The organism is Streptomyces sp. NPDC048434 (assembly GCF_043200375.1).
Taxonomy (GTDB): domain Bacteria; phylum Actinomycetota; class Actinomycetes; order Streptomycetales; family Streptomycetaceae; genus Streptomyces.
This window is the reverse complement of sequence record NZ_JBICXQ010000044.1, coordinates 16,217-31,800: the sequence shown is the minus strand read 5'-3', so window position 1 is coordinate 31,800 and position 15,584 is coordinate 16,217. Positions and strand designations below refer to the sequence as shown.

The 15,584-nt window shown below is 73.1% G+C and carries 16 protein-coding genes; 11 read left to right on the top strand and 5 right to left on the bottom strand.

The window, feature by feature from the left end; all coding sequences use genetic code 11:
* Positions 1-13 precede the first annotated feature (13 nt).
* Entirely contained in the window at positions 14-1,339 is a 1,326-nt protein-coding gene (locus tag ACGFWI_RS36180; protein WP_393910317.1) for an anion permease, read from the bottom strand.
* A 386-nt stretch (positions 1,340-1,725) separates the two neighbouring features.
* Here ACGFWI_RS36180 and ACGFWI_RS36175 point away from each other — a divergent pair, with 386 nt between their 5' ends.
* The 6 genes from ACGFWI_RS36175 (at position 1,726) to ACGFWI_RS36150 (ending at position 8,650) form a co-directional block, all read left to right on the top strand.
* The gene (locus ACGFWI_RS36175) at positions 1,726-2,382 is read left to right on the top strand and encodes a class II aldolase/adducin family protein (protein WP_393910316.1); all 657 of its coding nucleotides are present in this window, start codon (positions 1,726-1,728) and stop codon (positions 2,380-2,382) included.
* A 104-nt stretch (positions 2,383-2,486) separates the two neighbouring features.
* Positions 2,487-3,614, top strand: a complete 1,128-nt coding sequence (locus tag ACGFWI_RS36170; protein WP_393910315.1) for an alpha/beta hydrolase — start codon at positions 2,487-2,489, stop codon at positions 3,612-3,614.
* 218 nt (positions 3,615-3,832) lie between these two features.
* Positions 3,833-5,272 (top strand): hypothetical protein, encoded by a 1,440-nt coding sequence (locus ACGFWI_RS36165; protein ID WP_393910314.1) that lies wholly within the window; start codon positions 3,833-3,835, stop codon positions 5,270-5,272.
* A gap of 329 nt (positions 5,273-5,601) precedes the next feature.
* The gene (gene abc-f / locus ACGFWI_RS36160; RefSeq protein WP_393910313.1) at positions 5,602-7,200 is read left to right on the top strand and encodes a ribosomal protection-like ABC-F family protein; all 1,599 of its coding nucleotides are present in this window, start codon (positions 5,602-5,604) and stop codon (positions 7,198-7,200) included.
* A 335-nt stretch (positions 7,201-7,535) separates the two neighbouring features.
* Complete coding sequence (locus ACGFWI_RS36155) at positions 7,536-7,757, top strand: helix-turn-helix domain-containing protein (RefSeq protein WP_006606369.1); 222 nt, start codon at positions 7,536-7,538, stop codon at positions 7,755-7,757.
* A 113-nt stretch (positions 7,758-7,870) separates the two neighbouring features.
* Positions 7,871-8,650: an enoyl-CoA hydratase/isomerase family protein gene (locus ACGFWI_RS36150; protein ID WP_393910312.1), complete on the top strand. Its 780-nt coding sequence runs from the start codon at positions 7,871-7,873 to the stop codon at positions 8,648-8,650.
* A 48-nt stretch (positions 8,651-8,698) separates the two neighbouring features.
* On the opposite strand, the gene ACGFWI_RS36145 is transcribed toward ACGFWI_RS36150, so the two are convergent.
* Entirely contained in the window at positions 8,699-9,424 is a 726-nt protein-coding gene (locus tag ACGFWI_RS36145) for a hypothetical protein (RefSeq protein ID WP_393910311.1), read from the bottom strand.
* Positions 9,425-9,645: 221 nt separating this feature from the next.
* On the opposite strand from ACGFWI_RS36145, the gene ACGFWI_RS36140 reads away from it, so the two are divergent.
* The 5 genes from ACGFWI_RS36140 to amaP are packed head-to-tail and all read left to right on the top strand — an operon-like array spanning position 9,646 to position 12,012.
* A complete protein-coding gene (locus ACGFWI_RS36140) occupies positions 9,646-10,107 on the top strand; it encodes an Asp23/Gls24 family envelope stress response protein (protein WP_393910310.1) in 462 nt (153 codons plus the stop codon).
* A 36-nt stretch (positions 10,108-10,143) separates the two neighbouring features.
* Positions 10,144-10,341 carry a hypothetical protein gene (locus ACGFWI_RS36135; protein WP_393910309.1) on the top strand — a complete coding sequence of 66 codons (198 nt, stop codon included), beginning with the start codon at positions 10,144-10,146 and terminating at the stop codon, positions 10,339-10,341.
* Positions 10,342-10,347: 6 nt separating this feature from the next.
* The gene (locus ACGFWI_RS36130) at positions 10,348-10,737 is read left to right on the top strand and encodes a hypothetical protein (protein ID WP_393910308.1); all 390 of its coding nucleotides are present in this window, start codon (positions 10,348-10,350) and stop codon (positions 10,735-10,737) included.
* Positions 10,734-11,399: a DUF6286 domain-containing protein gene (locus ACGFWI_RS36125; RefSeq protein ID WP_393910307.1), complete on the top strand. Its 666-nt coding sequence runs from the start codon at positions 10,734-10,736 to the stop codon at positions 11,397-11,399. Before ACGFWI_RS36130 ends, ACGFWI_RS36125 begins: the two co-directional genes overlap by 4 nt.
* Positions 11,400-11,406: 7 nt before the next feature.
* Positions 11,407-12,012: an alkaline shock response membrane anchor protein AmaP gene (gene amaP, locus ACGFWI_RS36120; protein ID WP_393910306.1), complete on the top strand. Its 606-nt coding sequence runs from the start codon at positions 11,407-11,409 to the stop codon at positions 12,010-12,012.
* Positions 12,013-12,045: 33 nt separating this feature from the next.
* Here the strand turns inward: amaP and ACGFWI_RS36115 are convergent, their stop codons facing one another.
* From ACGFWI_RS36115 to ACGFWI_RS36105, 3 genes are read right to left on the bottom strand one after another with little or no spacing between them, the layout of a single operon-like run.
* Positions 12,046-12,801 carry an SDR family oxidoreductase gene (locus ACGFWI_RS36115; protein WP_393910305.1) on the bottom strand — a complete coding sequence of 252 codons (756 nt, stop codon included), beginning with the start codon at positions 12,799-12,801 and terminating at the stop codon, positions 12,046-12,048.
* Between the two features lie 4 nt (positions 12,802-12,805).
* Entirely contained in the window at positions 12,806-14,590 is a 1,785-nt protein-coding gene (locus ACGFWI_RS36110; RefSeq protein WP_393910304.1) for a glycoside hydrolase family 15 protein, read from the bottom strand.
* Between the two features lie 54 nt (positions 14,591-14,644).
* Entirely contained in the window at positions 14,645-15,553 is a 909-nt protein-coding gene (locus ACGFWI_RS36105; protein ID WP_393910303.1) for an SURF1 family protein, read from the bottom strand.
* Between the last annotated feature and the right edge of the window lie 31 nt (positions 15,554-15,584).

The window sequence follows — 15,584 nt, the reverse complement described above, 5'->3', positions numbered from 1 at the left end:
TAGGTGATGACAGCTAGCGGGAGACCGTCGTGGCCTTGGTGCGCCGGGCGGGGGTGGTGGGTGTGGCGGTGTCGGTGCCGGATGCCGGAACCGGCACCTCGGCGGTTTCCGGCACCTCGGCGGTTTCCGGGGCGTCGGTGGTTTCCGGGATGTCGGCCACCGGCGCCGGCTGGCCTGCGGGGGGAGGGGAGACGGTGCGCAGCGCGGCGGTCACCACGCCCACCGGCTCAGCGGCCGAGCCTTCGTTGACATTGGTGTGGTCGATCGGCTTGCGCCGGGAGGCGGCCCAGATCGCGCCGCAGATGCCCAGCGCGAGGACGGCCACCGCCGCCACGCCCCAGCTGCCCTGACCGGCGAGGAACGCGGCGCCCGCCGCGACCAGACCCGCGGCCGGCAGCGTCAGGCCCCAGGCGAGGACCATCCGGCCGGCCGTGGACCAGCGCACCACGCCGCCCTTGCGGCCCAGGCCCGAGCCCATCACGGAGCCGGAGCAGACCTGGGTGGTGGAGAGCGCGAAGCCCAGGTGGGAGGAGGCCAGGATGGTGGCCGCGGCGCCGGTCTGGGCGGCGAAGCCCTGCGGCGGCTGGATGTCGGTGATGCCCTTGCCCATCGTGCGGATGATCCGCCAGCCGCCCAGGTACGTACCGAGCGCAATGGCGAGACCGGCCGAGGCGATGACCCACAGCGGCGGGTCGGCGTGCGGGGCGACCACTCCGCCGGTGATCAGCGCGAGCGTGATCACACCCATCGTCTTCTGGGCGTCATTGGTGCCATGGGCGAGGGAGACCAGGGCGGCGGAGGCGATCTGGCCCGCGCGGTAGCCCTTGGCGGTGTCCGCCTCGTCGCGGTTCCGGGTCAGCCGGTAGGTCAGCCGGGTCGCCGCCATCGCGGCCAGGCCCGCGACGATCGGGGCGGCCACCGCCGGGATCAGAACCTTCATCACGACGGCGTCGCCGTGCACCCCGTTGGTGCCGACGGACACCAGGGTCGCGCCGATCAGACCGCCGAACAGAGCGTGGGAGGAGCTGGAGGGGAGACCCGCGAGCCAGGTCAGCAGGTTCCAGACGATTGCGCCGACCAGGCCGGCGAAGATCACTTCAGGTCTGATGCCGGCGCTCTCGTCGATGATTCCGCCCGAGATGGTCTTGGCCACCTCCACGGAGAGAAACGCACCGACGAGGTTGAGCCCTGCCGACATCGCCACCGCGGTCTTGGGTCGCAATGCCCCGGTGGAGATGGTGGTGGCCATTGCATTGGCCGTGTCGTGGAAGCCGTTCGTAAAGTCGAACACCAAGGCCGTGACGATCACGATCCCGATGAGAAGCGTGATGTGTTCCATTCACCCAGGCAATCAGTTCGAAGGTCAGTGTCGCTGGGACCGTACGGAGAGTGGGTGAACGGAAAGTGAACTGGGACGGGCGCGGTGGTGACACCCCCGCACTGTTCACGCGGAGGTGTCTCCGGCGTCACTTCCGCCTCACCTGTTGGCGAACTTGATGAGCTGTGCGGCGATTCGCTCCGGTGGTTCCGCCGGCGCGGCAACTCCTCGACGACGTTAACGGAGGAGCAACGCACGAAGGCCCACCCCGGCCCATTCTCCGCAGTGGCGTAAATGTCCCTATATGGCGGATATCGTCCGGACGAGCCCCCGGCGTACTGTGCCCCGGCCTGCTCGTACGGTGTCGCGCACCGCATCCGCATTCGCCGCACCGCGCCGGAGGACCCATGAAGGACCACGCCGACCGCCTCGCCGAAGCCTGGGGCGAACTGGTCGCCACCGCCCGCAGGACCGTGGCCGAGGGACTGGTCGTCGGCACCTCTGGCAATGTCTCACGCCGTATCAGGGACCTGGTCCTGGTCACCCCCAGCGGCGTCCCCTACGACCGGCTCGGGCCCGGCGACACCACCGCGGTCGACCTCGAAGGGCGCCAGATCCTCGGGAAGCTCCGGCCGACCAGCGAGGTCCCGATGCACCTGGCGGTCTACCGCAGCACCACGGCCACCGCCGTCGTCCACACCCACGCTCCGTACGCCGCCGCCGTCTCCACCCTCGTCACCGAACTCCCCCCGGTCCACTACATGACCGCGGCGCTCGGCGGCCCCGTGCGCGTCGCCCCCTATGCCCTGTACGGCAGCGACGAGCTCGCCGCGCACATGCTCGACGCACTCCGCGACCGCACCGGCTGCCTGCTGCAGAACCACGGCACCCTCACCCACGGCGACAGCCTCGACCAGGCGCTGGACCGCACCGCCCAGCTGGAGTGGATGTGCCGGGTCTGGCTGACCGCGAGCTCCGTGCCGGGCCACACCCCGAGCCTGTTGTCGGCCGGGCAGCTCGACGCGGCCGCCGCCCGGCTGCAGGGCTACGGGCAGCAGGGCTGAGCGCCCGTCGTGGCGGGCGGCCCGGCACCCGGCGGGCGGCCCGCCACTCACCCGCCCGACTGCGCCAGGTGGCCGCCTCCTGCACCGCTGCGCACACTGATGGGGTGCGCCTGGTTACCGCGGCGGCCGTGGCCGCCACCACCGTGATCGGTGCCGGGGCGGCCGCCGTGGCGGTCGGCCGGTACGCCAGCGACATTGCCCTGAAACCGTCGCCCGACGACCCCTTCCCGGGCGATCCCCGTCTCACCGTGCACTCCGCCACGGAGGACCGCATCGCCCTCACCCGCAGTCTGGCGTCCCTGCGGCCCGGCACCTACGGGCTCACCGGCTCCGGCTGCCATGCGGTGGTGGGCGACGTCATCCACGGGATCCCGCACCCCGCCGACGCGGTGGTACGGCGCCTGGTGCGGGTCACCCACGGCATCCTCAAGCCGGGCAACCGGATGCGGCTCACCCCGCAGGTGCACCTCGGCAACCCCCGTGACGCCCTCGGCCTGGACTGCGCCGACGTCGACATCCCCGGCGAACTCGGCGCCCTCCCGGCGTGGTTCTTCCCGGGCGCACGCGACACCTGGGTCATCACCAGCCACGGACTGGGCACCACCCGCGAACACCCCATGGTGGTGCTGCCGTTCCTGCACCGCCATCAGTTGCCCGTCCTCGACCTGGCCTACCGCAACGACATCGGCGCCCCGCGCACCGCCGACGGCATCAACCACCTCGGCGACACCGAGTGGCGTGACCTCGACGCCGCGATCCGCTACGCGGTCCGCTACGGCGCCCAGGACGTCGTCCTCCACGGCTGGTCCACCGGCGCGACCATGGCGCTGCGCGCCGCCGCCCACTCCGCGCTGCGCGCCCGCATCAGCGGTCTGATCCTGGACTCCCCGGTCCTCGACCGCAGCGCCACGATCCGTGCGCTGGCCGCCGCCCGGCGGGTCCCGCGCGCCCTGCTGCCGCTGGTCGTACGCGCCGCCGAGGGCTCCACGGGGATGCCCGTCGACCGGCCCGCCGCCGCCGTCGACCCGGACGGGCTGAACGTCCCGATCCTGCTCTTCCACGGGCCGGACGACATCATCGCCCCCTGGTCGGCCTCCCGCTCCCTCGCCGCCCGGCGACCCGACCTGATCACCTTTCAGCCGGTCCCGCACGCACCGCACGCCGCGATGTGGAACGCCGATCCGCCGAGCTACGAAGAGGCACTGCGGCGCTTCCTCACCCCGCTCATGTGACCCCCGCTCCGGGCAGGACCGGCCCGGAGCGGAGCCGGGCACCGGTCCCCGCCGGGCCGCCGCCGCCCCCTGCCGGGAGCCGCTGCCCCGATGACGCCAGGGCGTACGGGAAGACAACTCCCCCCATCAGGGACGGGTCGCCGGGATGACATGCCCCCGGCAGATCGCAAGCAGGGTTCCGATTGGGCTTTCGGGCCGACAGCGGCAACACTGCTCCTGTGACGTCCCGTACCCCGCGCGACTCCCGGCTCCGACTCGTACCCCGTCAATCGGTTGCGGCCGCCCGCCGGGCGGTGACAACCCGGACCAAGCGTCCGGCGCCCCGCCCGCCCGAGGGCACGCCGCCGCCCGCGGAACTGGCCCGGCAGGCCCGTGCCGTGCTGGCCGGCGCGGCCCGCCTGGCCCGCTGGGCCGACGGCGCCGCGCTGCGCGCCGGCCCGGACGGAGCGCTGCCGAAGGCCGTGGCGGAACGCGCCGCCGAGGCCCTGCGCCTGACGCCGCAGCAGGTCCGCACCGACTGGGACCGGGCCCGGCTCTCCGGCCTCGTCGAGCTCCATGGCGGCCTCGCCCGCCCGGGCTGGCGGCTGCGCGCCTGGGACCGCGACGACACCGCCGTGCTGCGCGGCTGGGTCGCCCTCTTCGACGCCTGGTCGCTGGCCCGCCCCGCGCCGGCCGCGGCCGGCCCCGCGATAGTCGCCGAAGTCGTCGAGGCACTGCCGCAGTTGCTGTCCCTGCTGCATCTGTCGGCCGGGCCCGTCCGGCTGCCGGTGCTGCTCGACATGCTGGACCAGCGCGTCGCCGAGCTGCGTACGGAACGCTGCGAGGTCCCCTACGGCCAGGACCAGGCCCCGGGCAGCGCCGACGATGCCGCGGTGGCGGCCGACGACGCCGCGGGGGCGTCGCTGGCCGAGCTGCTGCGCTGGGCGCTGGACGCCCTGCTGACCGTCGGCGCGCTGGTGCCTGCGAACGGTGCGTACGACGGCGTCCACGAGGTTCCCCACGAGGCGTCCGAGGCGCAGCTGACGCCGCTCGGCAACTGGTCGGTGTGGGTCAAGCTGGAGCAGATCTGTGTCGCCGCGCAGAGCCCGGCCGGCCATATCGAACAGTCCGCCGAGGCGATGCTCCGCGGCTGTGCCCGGCTCACCCCCGGACCGGCCCGTGCCGAATACCGCGCCTGGCTCGCCGCCCGCTCCGTCGGCTCGGCCGTCGAGGAGCTGCTGACCGTGGCCCGCGGTGAGGACGCCTTGCTGCGCGGTCTCGCCTTCGAGGCGCTGCGGGCGGTCGGCGCCCCGGCCGAGCCCGCCGTACGCGCCGCGGCCGACGAGCCGGGGCTGCGGCCGTACGCCCTGCTGTGGCTGGTCGAGCACGAGGGCGGCGACCCGGAGACCGCCCCCGATGTGCTCACCCGTGAGGAGTCGACCTGGCTGTGGGTGGACACCGCGGCGGCCGTCGCCGACCACGGCGAGACCCAACTGCTGGTGCGGCACCTGGACTCGGCGGTCCAGGGCTCGGTGCCGCGCCTCCTGCAGGAGGTGCGCGCCATCGGCCACCCCCGCACCGTCCAGGTGCTGGTGGCGCTGGCCGCGGCGCACCCCGACCCGGCGCTCGCCAAGGCCGTACGGCGCGCGGCGTTCCAGGTCCACACGGGCGGCGTCTGAGCGCCGCGGCGGGCGGCCGGTGACACCACGCCCCGTGGCGCGGCCCGAGGCGGCCCGGTGAGACCTGCCTCACAGTCTCGCGGCGGGGCCCGACCAGGCGTCCGGCCCGCCCGCCGCAGCTCGGTGCGCCCCGACGCGGGCCGGTGCGAACGAGCGGCCGCACGGCGCACCCCGCGGGGGCTGCGCCTCCGGCCGTCGCCCGGAAAAGTATTTGCACAGGGCCGTTAGACTGCCTCCCATGGCAGTTCTCCCTCGGGTTCATTAGACGGCGCAGCCCGCTCTCGGACCGTCCGTCCATTCCGCCGTCTTCCTGCCCTGGAGCCTTTTCCGTGATCACCGCCTCCGGCCTTGAGCTGCGCGCCGGCGCCCGCATCCTCATCGAGTCCGCTTCCTTCCGTATCGCCAAGGGCGACCGCATCGGCCTCGTCGGCCGTAACGGCGCCGGCAAGACGACCCTCACCAAGGTGCTGGCGGGCGAGGGCATCCCCGCCTCCGGCACGGTCACCCGCGGTGGCGAGGTCGGCTATCTCCCGCAGGACCCGCGCACCGGCGACCTCGACGTGCTGGCCCGCGACCGCGTCCTGTCCGCCCGCGACCTCGACTCCGTGCTGCGCAAGATGCGCGAGAACGAGGACCGGATGGCCAACGGCAAGGGCGCCACCCGCGATAAGGCGATGAAGAAGTACGAGCGCCTGGAGACCGAGTTCCTGACCAAGGGCGGGTACGCCGCCGAGGCGGAGGCCGCGACCATCGCCGCCAGCCTCGGACTGCCCGACCGCATCCTCGGCCAGCCGCTGCACACCCTCTCCGGCGGTCAGCGGCGCCGCGTCGAGCTGGCCCGGATCCTGTTCTCGGACTCCGACACCCTGCTGCTCGACGAGCCGACCAACCACCTCGACGCCGACTCCATCGTCTGGCTGCGCGACTACCTCAAGACCTACCGCGGCGGCTTCATCGTCATCTCCCACGACGTTGACCTGGTCGAGACCGTGGTCAACAAGGTGTTCTACCTCGACGCCAACCGCTCCCAGATCGACATCTACAACATGGGCTGGAAGCTCTACCAGCAGCAGCGCGAGGCCGACGAGAAGCGCCGCAAGCGCGAGCGCGCGAACGCCGAGAAGAAGGCCGCGGCGCTCAACACCCAGGCCGACAAGATGCGGGCCAAGGCCACCAAGACCGTCGCCGCCCAGAACATGGCCAAGCGCGCCGACAAGCTGCTCGCCGGCCTGGAGGCGGTGCGCGCCTCCGACAAGGTCGCCAAGCTGCGCTTCCCGGACCCGGCGCCGTGCGGCAAGACCCCGCTCACCGCCGAGGGCCTGTCGAAGTCCTACGGCTCCCTGGAGATCTTCACCGACGTCGACCTGGCCATCGACAAGGGCTCCCGGGTCGTCATCCTCGGTCTGAACGGTGCCGGCAAGACCACCCTGCTGAGGCTGCTGGCCGGTGTCGAGACACCGGACACCGGCGAGGTCCGCCCCGGGCACGGCCTCAAGCTCGGCTACTACGCCCAGGAGCACGAGACCCTGGACCCGGACCGCACGGTCCTGGAGAACATGCGCTCGGCCGCCCCGGACATGGACCTGGTCGCCATCCGTAAGACGCTGGGCTCCTTCCTCTTCTCCGGGGACGACGTCGACAAGCCCGCCGGGGTGCTCTCCGGCGGCGAGAAGACCCGGCTCGCCCTGGCGACGCTGGTGGTCTCCTCCGCCAATGTGCTGCTGCTCGACGAGCCCACCAACAACCTCGACCCGGCCAGCCGCGAGGAGATCCTCGGCGCGCTGCACACCTTCACGGGCGCCGTGGTCCTGGTCTCCCACGACGAGGGCGCGGTGGACGCGCTGGAGCCGGAGCGCATCATCCTGCTGCCCGACGGCGTCGAGGACCTGTGGGGCCAGGACTACGCGGACCTGGTCGCGCTGGCCTGATCACGGCGGATGGATCATGCCGTATGGATCATTCGGCCGATGTGTGATCCATCATCTGAGTGAGAACGGCTCGTACACCGGCGAGCCTGCGGCATACGGCCGGGCCCTTGGGGCCCGGCCGTCGCCATTTCGGCGGCACACCACCTGACCTGCCCCTTCTCGCGCAAAGCCGCGCGCGAGCGGCCTTCCGCGAGGGCGGAATGTGAGATTCCGGCCCGCGAGAGCGGGCGCCGGACGGCAAAGGATGTCGTACTGACCTTGCGGAATGGGTGGCCAGGAAGCCGGGGAGGGGTGATCATGAGAGTCCAGAGCGCACTTCCCACGAGGAGGCACGGGTGGCCGAGACTCTGAAGAAGGGCAGCCGGGTAACCGGCGCCGCGCGCGAGAAGCTCGCGGCAGACCTGAAGAAGAAGTACGACTCCGGTGCGAGCATCCGGGCGCTGGCCGAGGAAACCGGCCGCTCCTACGGATTCGTGCACCGGATGCTCAGCGAATCCGGTGTGGTCCTGCGCGGTCGCGGCGGAGCCACGAGGGGCAAGAAGGCCGCATCGGCCTGACTGCTGCGACTCCGGGTGCAGCGGTGTCCCCCCGGTCGGCCGAGCAGTCGGCCGGGAGGTTACCGTTCAGTCACTTACGCACGCAGGTGCGGCTGGCTGACTCGGAGGCGCTCATGACTCTGCTCGACAAGGACGGTGTGCGACTCACCGTCGACGGTGCGATCGCCACGGTGACCCTGGCCAACGCAGCGAAGCGCAATGCGCAGTCGCCGGCCATGTGGCGGGCGCTCGCCGAGGCGGGTTCGCTGCTGCCGGGGACGGTGCGGGTCGCGGTGCTGCGTGGTGAGGGCCAGTCCTTCTCCGCGGGCCTCGACCGTCAGGCGTTCACGCCCGAAGGCTTCGACGGCGAGCCGTCGTTCATCGATCTGGCGCGCGGCACGGACAGTGACCTCGATGCCACGATCGCCGAGTACCAGGAAGCGTTCACCTGGTGGCGGCGCAACGACCTGGTGTCCATCGCCGCCGTGCAGGGGCATGCCATCGGCGCGGGCTTCCAGCTCGCCCTGGCCTGCGATCTGCGGGTGGTCGCGCCGGACGTCCAGTTCGCCATGCGCGAGACCAGCCTGGGACTCGTACCGGACCTGACCGGTACCCACCCCCTGGTCGGGCTGGTGGGCTACGCCCGGGCGCTGGAGATCTGCGCCACCGGGCGCTTTGTGCATGCCGAGGAGGCCGAGCGGACCGGCCTCGCCAACCTCGTGGTGCCCGCGGATGAACTCGATGCCACCGTCGCCGACTTGGCCGCCGCGCTCACCGCCGCGCCGCGGGACGCCGTCATCGAGACCAAGGCCCTGCTGGCCGGCGCCGCGGGCCGTACGTACGAGGAGCAGCGCAGCGCCGAACGGGCCGCGCAGGCGCGCCGACTGCGGGATCTCGCGGGCGTGGGGGAGTAGCCCCGCCGGACCCCGGCACTGACGGTCGGCCCCGGCCGGGCACGCCCGTCAGTCCTCTTCCACGGCGGTGACCAGCACGGCAACCGTCGACGGCGCCGCCGGCGTGGCCGCCACCGCCCGCCGCACGGCGCAGGAGACATCCAGCGCCCGGTAGCCGGGCGCGGTCGCCAGCTGGATCAGCACATGTCCGTCGGTGAACCGCACCGGACGGGACGGTCCGCCGAGCACCGGTGCCAGCCGGGCCACGCCCGGCACGCTCCGCGCGACGGCGGTGACCCCCGCCGGGCCCTCCTGAGTCGCACCGGTCCGGTCATCGGCCACGGGGACGGCGGGCGGCGGCTCCGTACGGTCAGCGGGCGGCGGTTCCGGTGCCTCGCCCGCTTCCAACAGCCCGCTGACCTGCAGATCCACCACGCCCACCACCAGCCCCAGGGCCCGGACCGCCGCCTCCAGCAGCGCGGTGCGCACCTGGTCGGCGACGGTGGGCAGCGGCCGGTCGGCGACCGCGGCGAAGTCCGCCTCGATCCGCAGCGGGCCGGGCGGCAGGGCGCTCGGCGGGGCCGGCACCGCGGGCTCCGGGGCGTGGCCCGGGTCGGCGACGGACAGCCGCAGCGTGCCGATGCGTACTCCGGCCGGTGTCCCGGCGGCCGCCCGCAGCGCCCCGATTGCCGCCCGCTCGGTGATCCATGACCCGTCGGCGGGCCCGCCGAGCGGCAGCACCCGGCCGATCCCGAGCTGCGCCCGCACCGTCTGCGCCAACTGGTTCGCGGCCACCGCGTCACCCCTTTCCCGGCAGGTCCCGGACCTGTTCCCGGACACGTCCCGGACAACTCCCCCAGCCTGCCGCAGACCGGTCCGTACGGCAGGGCGGTGTGCCGGACGGCGCCGAGGGGAACACTCCGCTGCCGCATCCCCGGAGCGGCCCGGGGAGACCGGACCTACTGTGGGCAACGGAGCGGGCGGACCGCTTCTCCCCGCGGAAGGGACGTACGGAGATGAGCGAGAGCCAGCAGCAGGCGGAGGGGCCCCGGACTCCTGCCAGACGAGGTGGCGGCGACCCCGCGACCCGTGGGCGGACCACCATCGCCGACGGTGTGGTGGAGAAGATCGCCGGCCTGGCGGCGCGGGACGTTCTCGGTGTGCATGCCATGGGCAGCGGCCTCGCCCGTACGCTCGGCGCCGTACGTGACCGGGTGCCCGGTGGTGGCAGGTCCGCGACCGTGACCCGTGGGGTCAAGGCCGAGGTCGGCGAGGTGCAGACCGCACTGGATCTGGAGATCGTGGTCGACTACGGCGTCTCCATCGCCGATGTCGCGCGCTCGGTCCGGGAGAACGTCATCTCCGCCGTGGAGCGGATGACGGGCCTGGAGGTCGTCGAGGTCAATATCGCGGTCAGCGACGTCAAGCTGCCCGACGAGGAAGACGAAGAAGAAGGATCGGAGCCACGGCTCCAATAGCCGGGCCCGTCCGGAGCGGCAGCGAAGGAGCGCACGATGAGCATGGCCGTGGTCGGCCTCTTGGCCGGTATGGCGCTGGGCTTCGCCGGATACTTTGGCGGCTTCGGCGCCTTCGTGCTGGTGGCGGCGCTGGGCGCCCTCGGTTTCGTGGCCGGCAGATTCCTCGACGGGGATCTGCAGGCCGGCGATTTCTTCCGTCCGCGCAGCGGCGACCGCGACGACCGGCGGCGGTGAAGCCGGGTGGCGACGGTGTCCCCGGCCGCCGCTGCCGCCGTACCGGCGGGTGAGCGGGGCGCGACCAGAATCGCGGACCGGGTGGTGGCGAAGATCGCCGCGCAGGCGGCCCGGGAGGCGCTGCGCGGGGAGTCCCCGCAGGCTCCCACCAGCGCCCATGCGACGGTGACCGTTCACCGGCGCGAGGACCGCCGGCACTTCGGCGAGGCGCGGGTGCGGATCGCCGTGGAGCTGGGCTACCCCTCCGACATCGGTGCCCAGTGCCGGGTGGTACGCCGTCATGTCACCGAGCGGGTAACGGCGTTGGCGAGCATGGAGGTGCCCGAGGTCGCCGTGGAGGTCGAGCGTCTGCACTCCCCGCTGCTGGAGGGTACGGGCCGCGGGAGGGTGCGATGAGCGACGACGGAGCGGAGCAGCCGGACACCCGGCGGCTGCCCACCCTCGACAAGACGCCGGAGCCGGCCGATACGACCGGGTCCGCCCCGGACGCGGCTGCGACGGGCACCGCGGACGACGGCCGGACCGGGCGCTTCTGGTCGGCCCGCCGGGTGCCGGCCGCCGTGGTCGCGCTGCTGCTGCTGGCCGCCGGCGGCCTGTTGCTCTACGACGTGGTCACGGTGCGCGCCCACCGCCCCGCGATGGCCTGGCGCCGGCGGCTCGCCCGCGAACTGGCCACCCGTCACCTCGACAACCCCTGGGTGCTGGCCGCCGCCGCGGTCGCCGTGGTGCTCGGTATCTGGCTGATCGTGCTGGCCGTCACGCCCGGACTGCGCCAGGTGCTGCCGATGCGGCGGACGGCGCCGGACATCCGGGCCGGGCTGGACCGGGCGGCCGCCGCGCTGGTGCTGCGCGACCGCGCCATGGAGGTCGCCGGCGTCCAGTCCGTACGGATGAAGGTCAGCCGCCACAAGGCCAAGGCGCACGCCGTCTCCCACTTCCGCGAGCTGGACGAGGTCCGCGCCGATCTCGATGCCGCGCTGGGCGAGGGCCTGCGGCAACTGGGGCTGGCGCACCGGCTCGGCCTGAGTGTGGATGTCCGGCGCCCGAAGAAGAGGTGAGCGAGCGATGCGCAGGGTCAGCAGAGCGATCAACCGGGTGCTCCTCGGCGCCACCGGCGTGGTGCTGCTCGGCGCCGGTGGCCTGGTGCTGCTCGGCGGCCTCGGCCTGCCCGCGAAATGGCATCTCCACCTGCCCGCCCACTGGCCCTGGTCCCGCCCCGACGACGTACTGCTCTCCGCGCATCAGCGCACCCGCTGGACCGGCCAGGGCTGGTGGTGGCCCGTCGTGATCGCCGCCCTGGCCGTCTTCGTGCTGCTGATGCTGTGGTGGCTGCTGTCCCAGCTGCGGCGGCACCGGGTGAACGAGATCCTCGTCGACAGCGGCGACGGCGAGGGCGCCACGCTGCGCGGCCGGGCGCTGGAGGGCGTCCTCGCGGCCGAATCGGAGTCGCTGGAAGGCGTCGACCGGGCCGGCGTGCTGCTGACCGGGCGCCGGAGCGAACCGCGGGTCCGGGCCCTGCTGGCTCTCGCCCCGCACGCCGACCCGGAGACCGTGGTCCGGCGCCTGTCGGACGAGGCGGTGGCCCACGCCCGCCGCTCGGCCGGGCTCGACCGGCTGCCGGCGGACGTCCGGCTGCGTGCGGTCAAGCACCGGCCCGAGCGGGTCAGTTAAGCGCCGGTCCGGCGGTTCCTCGCGGGCTCCCCGTCAGAAGCCGTGCAGGGCCCCGCCGTCCACCGGCACCATCACCCCGGTGACATACGACGCGGCCGGCGACAGCAGGAATGCCGCGGCCCGGCCGAACTCCTCCGGCTTGCCGTAGCGGCCCAGCGGGATCGAAGCGGAGTTACGGGCGCGGGTGCCCTCCGGGTCGCCGGAGAGCGCGTCGAGCTGGGTCATCCGGTCGGTGGCGATCCGGCCGGGCAGTACGCCGAGGACCCGGATGCCGCGCGGGCCCAGCTCGTTGGCGAGTGACTTGGCGAAGCCGGCGAGACCGGGGCGGAGCCCGTTGGAGATGGTCAGTCCGGGGATCGGCTCATGCACTGAGCCGGACAGCACGAAGCCGATCACGCCGCCCTCGGTCAGCTCGGCGGCGGCCGTGCGGGCCAGCCGTACCGCGCCGAGGAACACCGACTCGAAGGCCTGCTGCCACTGTTCGTCGGTGTTGTCGAGGGCGCTGCCGGGCGGCGGGCCGCCCACGCTGATGAGCACGCCGTCCAGGCGGCCGAAGCGCTCCCGGGCCGCGGCCACCAGACGGTCGGGGGTCTCCGGGCCGGCGTTGTCGGCCGCCACCCCCAGGGCGCGCTCGCCGAGGGAGGCGGCGGCCGCGGCCGCGCTCTCCTCGGTGCGTCCGGTGATCACGACATTGGCGCCGTCGGCGACCAGTTCACGGGCGGTGGCGAAGCCCAGGCCGCGGGTCGCCCCGGTGACGAGGTATGTCCGGTCGGTGAGTCCAAGATCCATGGCCCTAGTCTGCCTCGGCCCCCTCCTGCAGACCGAAGGCGGTCCCCACCAGGCCGATATGGCTGAACGCCTGCGGATAGTTGCCCAGCTGGCGGCCGGTGGCCGGGTCGTACTCCTCGGAGAGCAGCCCCACATCGTTGCGCAGGTCCAGCAGCCGCTCGAACATCTCCCGGGCCTCGTGCCGCCGGCCGCTCAGCCGCAGCGCGTCCGCGAGCCAGAACGAGCAGACCAGGAACGTGCCCTCGTCCCCCGGCAGCCCGTCGACCGAACCGCCCTCGGTGCTGTAACGCCGCACCAGCCCGTCGTGCGTCAGTTCGCGGCGCACGGTGTCGATGGTGCTCAGGACCCGCGGGTCGTCACCCGGCAGAAACCCGACACGGGGGATCAGCAGGGTCGCGGCGTCCAGTTCCCCGGAGCCGTAGAACTGGGTGAAGGTGCCACGGTCGGCGTCGTAGCCGCGCTCGCACACCTCGCGGCGGACCTCGTCGCGCATCGCCCGCCAGCGATCGAGGTCCCCGCCGAACTTCGGATTCCCCTCGATCGCCTGCACCGCCCGGTCCGCCGCCACCCAGGCCATGACCTTGGAGTGCACGAAGTGCCGGCGCGGCCCGCGGATCTCCCACAGCCCCTCGTCGGGGTCGCGCCAGCTGGACTCCAGGTAGTCCAACAGCGCGCGCTGGATGCTCCAGGCGTGCGGTTCCGACGCCAGCCCGGCCATGCGCGCGATGTGGAAGGAGTCGAGCACCTCCCCGTAGACGTCGAGCTGGCGCTGTTCGACGGCGGCGTTGCCGATGCGTACGGGCACGGAGTCGGCGTATCCGGACAGCCACGGCAGCTCGGCCTCCGGCAGCCGCCGTTCACCGGACAGCCCGTACATGATCTGCAGATCGTCGGGGGCGCCGGCCACCGCGCGCAGCAGCCAGTCCCGCCAGGCACTGGCCTCCTCCAGATATCCGGCCGAGAGCAGCGAGTTCAGGGTGAGGCTGGCGTCGCGCAGCCAGCAGTAGCGGTAGTCCCAGTTGCGTACGCCGCCCAGCTGCTCGGGCAGCGAGGTGGTGGGGGCCGCGACGATGCCGCCGGTGGGCGCGTAGGTGAGCGCCTTGAGGGTGATCAGCGAGCGCATCACGGCCTCGCGGTAGGGCCCGTTGTAGCGGCAGCGCGCGGACCAGGTGTGCCAGTCCTCCAGGGTGTCCTGGAGCGCCTCGAACGGGTCGATCCGGGTCGGCCGGGGCTCGTGCGAGGGGTGCCAGGTCAGCACGAAGGCGGTGCGCTCGCCCGCGGCGACGGTGAAGTCCGAGCGGGTGCTGAAGTCCTTGCCGTAGGTATGGCCTTGGGACGGGGTGCGCAGCCACACGGAGTCCGGCCCGGCGACCGCGACCCGGCAGCCCTCGGTGGCCCGTACCCAGGGCACCACCCGGCCGTAGTCGAACCGCAGCCGCAGCACCCCGCGCATCTCGACGCTGCCGCTCAGGCCCTCGACGATCCGTACGACATCGGGCTGACGGTCGCGCTGCGGCATGAAGTCGATGACCCGGACGCTGCCCGTCGGGGTGTCCCACACCGTGTCGAGGATCAGCGAATCGCCGCGGTAGGAGCGCTCCGCGCGGGCCTCGGAGGACCGGGGGGACAGCCGCCAGTGGCCGTTGTCCTTGCCACCGAGGAGCGCGGCGAAGCAGGCCCCGGAGTCGAAACGGGGCAGGCACAGCCAGTCGATGGAGCCGTCGCGGCCGACGAGTGCGGCGGTCTGCAGATCGCCGATGAGCGCATAGTCCTCGATATGTGGGTGCACTCAGCGCCTTTTCCCGCGCGAGGGGTGCGCCACGCGGGGTGGCGGCTGTACGGGCTACGGGTTGGCCGGGACCGGCGCCGCGTCCTCGCCGGCTGCTTCGGTCCCCCCGGATCCGGCGGATGGGTCGGCCGGCCCGCCGGTCTCCGCCTCCCCGGCGTCCTCGGTCTCCGGGGACGCCTCGGCCTCCCGTGCCTCCGCGGCCTCCTTGGCAGCGGCTTCCACCCGGTCGCGGCGCTCACGGCGGACGAGGATGATCCAGCCGACCGGCACCGCCGCGGCGAACAGCCACCACTGGATCGCATACGCCATGTGCGGGCCGATGGAGTCGTGGTCCGGCTCGGGGACCAGCTCCGGCTTGCCGCCGGACGGCTGGGGCCCGGTCTGCTCGATATAGCCGCCGAGCAGCGGCCGGCCGACCCGCTTCGTCTGCTCCTTGCTGTTGATCAGCATGATCTGGCGGGCGGGCAGGCCCCTGGTGTCCTTGATACCGCTGACGGCGGTGGTCTCGTCGGCCATCATCCGGCCGGTCACGGTGACCTTGCCCTTGGGGGTGGCCGGGACGTCCGGGAACTTGGTGAGGTCGTTGCCCGCCGAGATCCAGCCGCGGTTGACCAGCACGGCCCTGCCGTCGCCGAGGACCAGCGGGGTGAGTACGTAGTAGCCGATGCTCTGCTCGTCGGCGGCGGTGCGCTGGCGGACCACGACCTCGTGCGCGGTGTCGTAGGTGCCGGTGGCGTTGACCGTGCGCCACATGTCGTGGTGGGGGAGGTCCCGGCCGGGCGCGGCCAGCTCGGTGACCGGGACCGGCCTGGCGGCCAGGCTGCTCGCGATCAGCTGGTTCTGCGCCACCTTGTGCTCATGGCGGTGGAGCTGCCAGAAGCCCAGCTTGATCATGACGGGGATCAGCACGAGAGCCACGAGGGTGAGGATCACCCACTGCCGGGACAACAGGAAGCGGTACACGGCCTCGACGGTACCTGGGGCGCCGCCGCCC

Excerpts from the sequence above, each read along its gene's own strand:
- ACGFWI_RS36180 (WP_393910317.1), bottom strand. The coding sequence starts at position 1,339 with ATGGAACACATCACGCTTCTCATCGGGATCGTGATCGTCACGGCCTTG.
- ACGFWI_RS36175 (WP_393910316.1), top strand. The coding sequence starts at position 1,726 with ATGAAGGACCACGCCGACCGCCTCGCCGAAGCCTGGGGCGAACTGGTC.
- ACGFWI_RS36150 (WP_393910312.1), top strand. The coding sequence starts at position 7,871 with ATGACTCTGCTCGACAAGGACGGTGTGCGACTCACCGTCGACGGTGCG.
- ACGFWI_RS36140 (WP_393910310.1), top strand. The coding sequence starts at position 9,646 with ATGAGCGAGAGCCAGCAGCAGGCGGAGGGGCCCCGGACTCCTGCCAGA.
- ACGFWI_RS36135 (WP_393910309.1), top strand. The coding sequence starts at position 10,144 with ATGAGCATGGCCGTGGTCGGCCTCTTGGCCGGTATGGCGCTGGGCTTC.
- ACGFWI_RS36125 (WP_393910307.1), top strand. The coding sequence starts at position 10,734 with ATGAGCGACGACGGAGCGGAGCAGCCGGACACCCGGCGGCTGCCCACC.
- amaP (WP_393910306.1), top strand. The coding sequence starts at position 11,407 with ATGCGCAGGGTCAGCAGAGCGATCAACCGGGTGCTCCTCGGCGCCACC.
- ACGFWI_RS36115 (WP_393910305.1), bottom strand. The coding sequence starts at position 12,801 with ATGGATCTTGGACTCACCGACCGGACATACCTCGTCACCGGGGCGACC.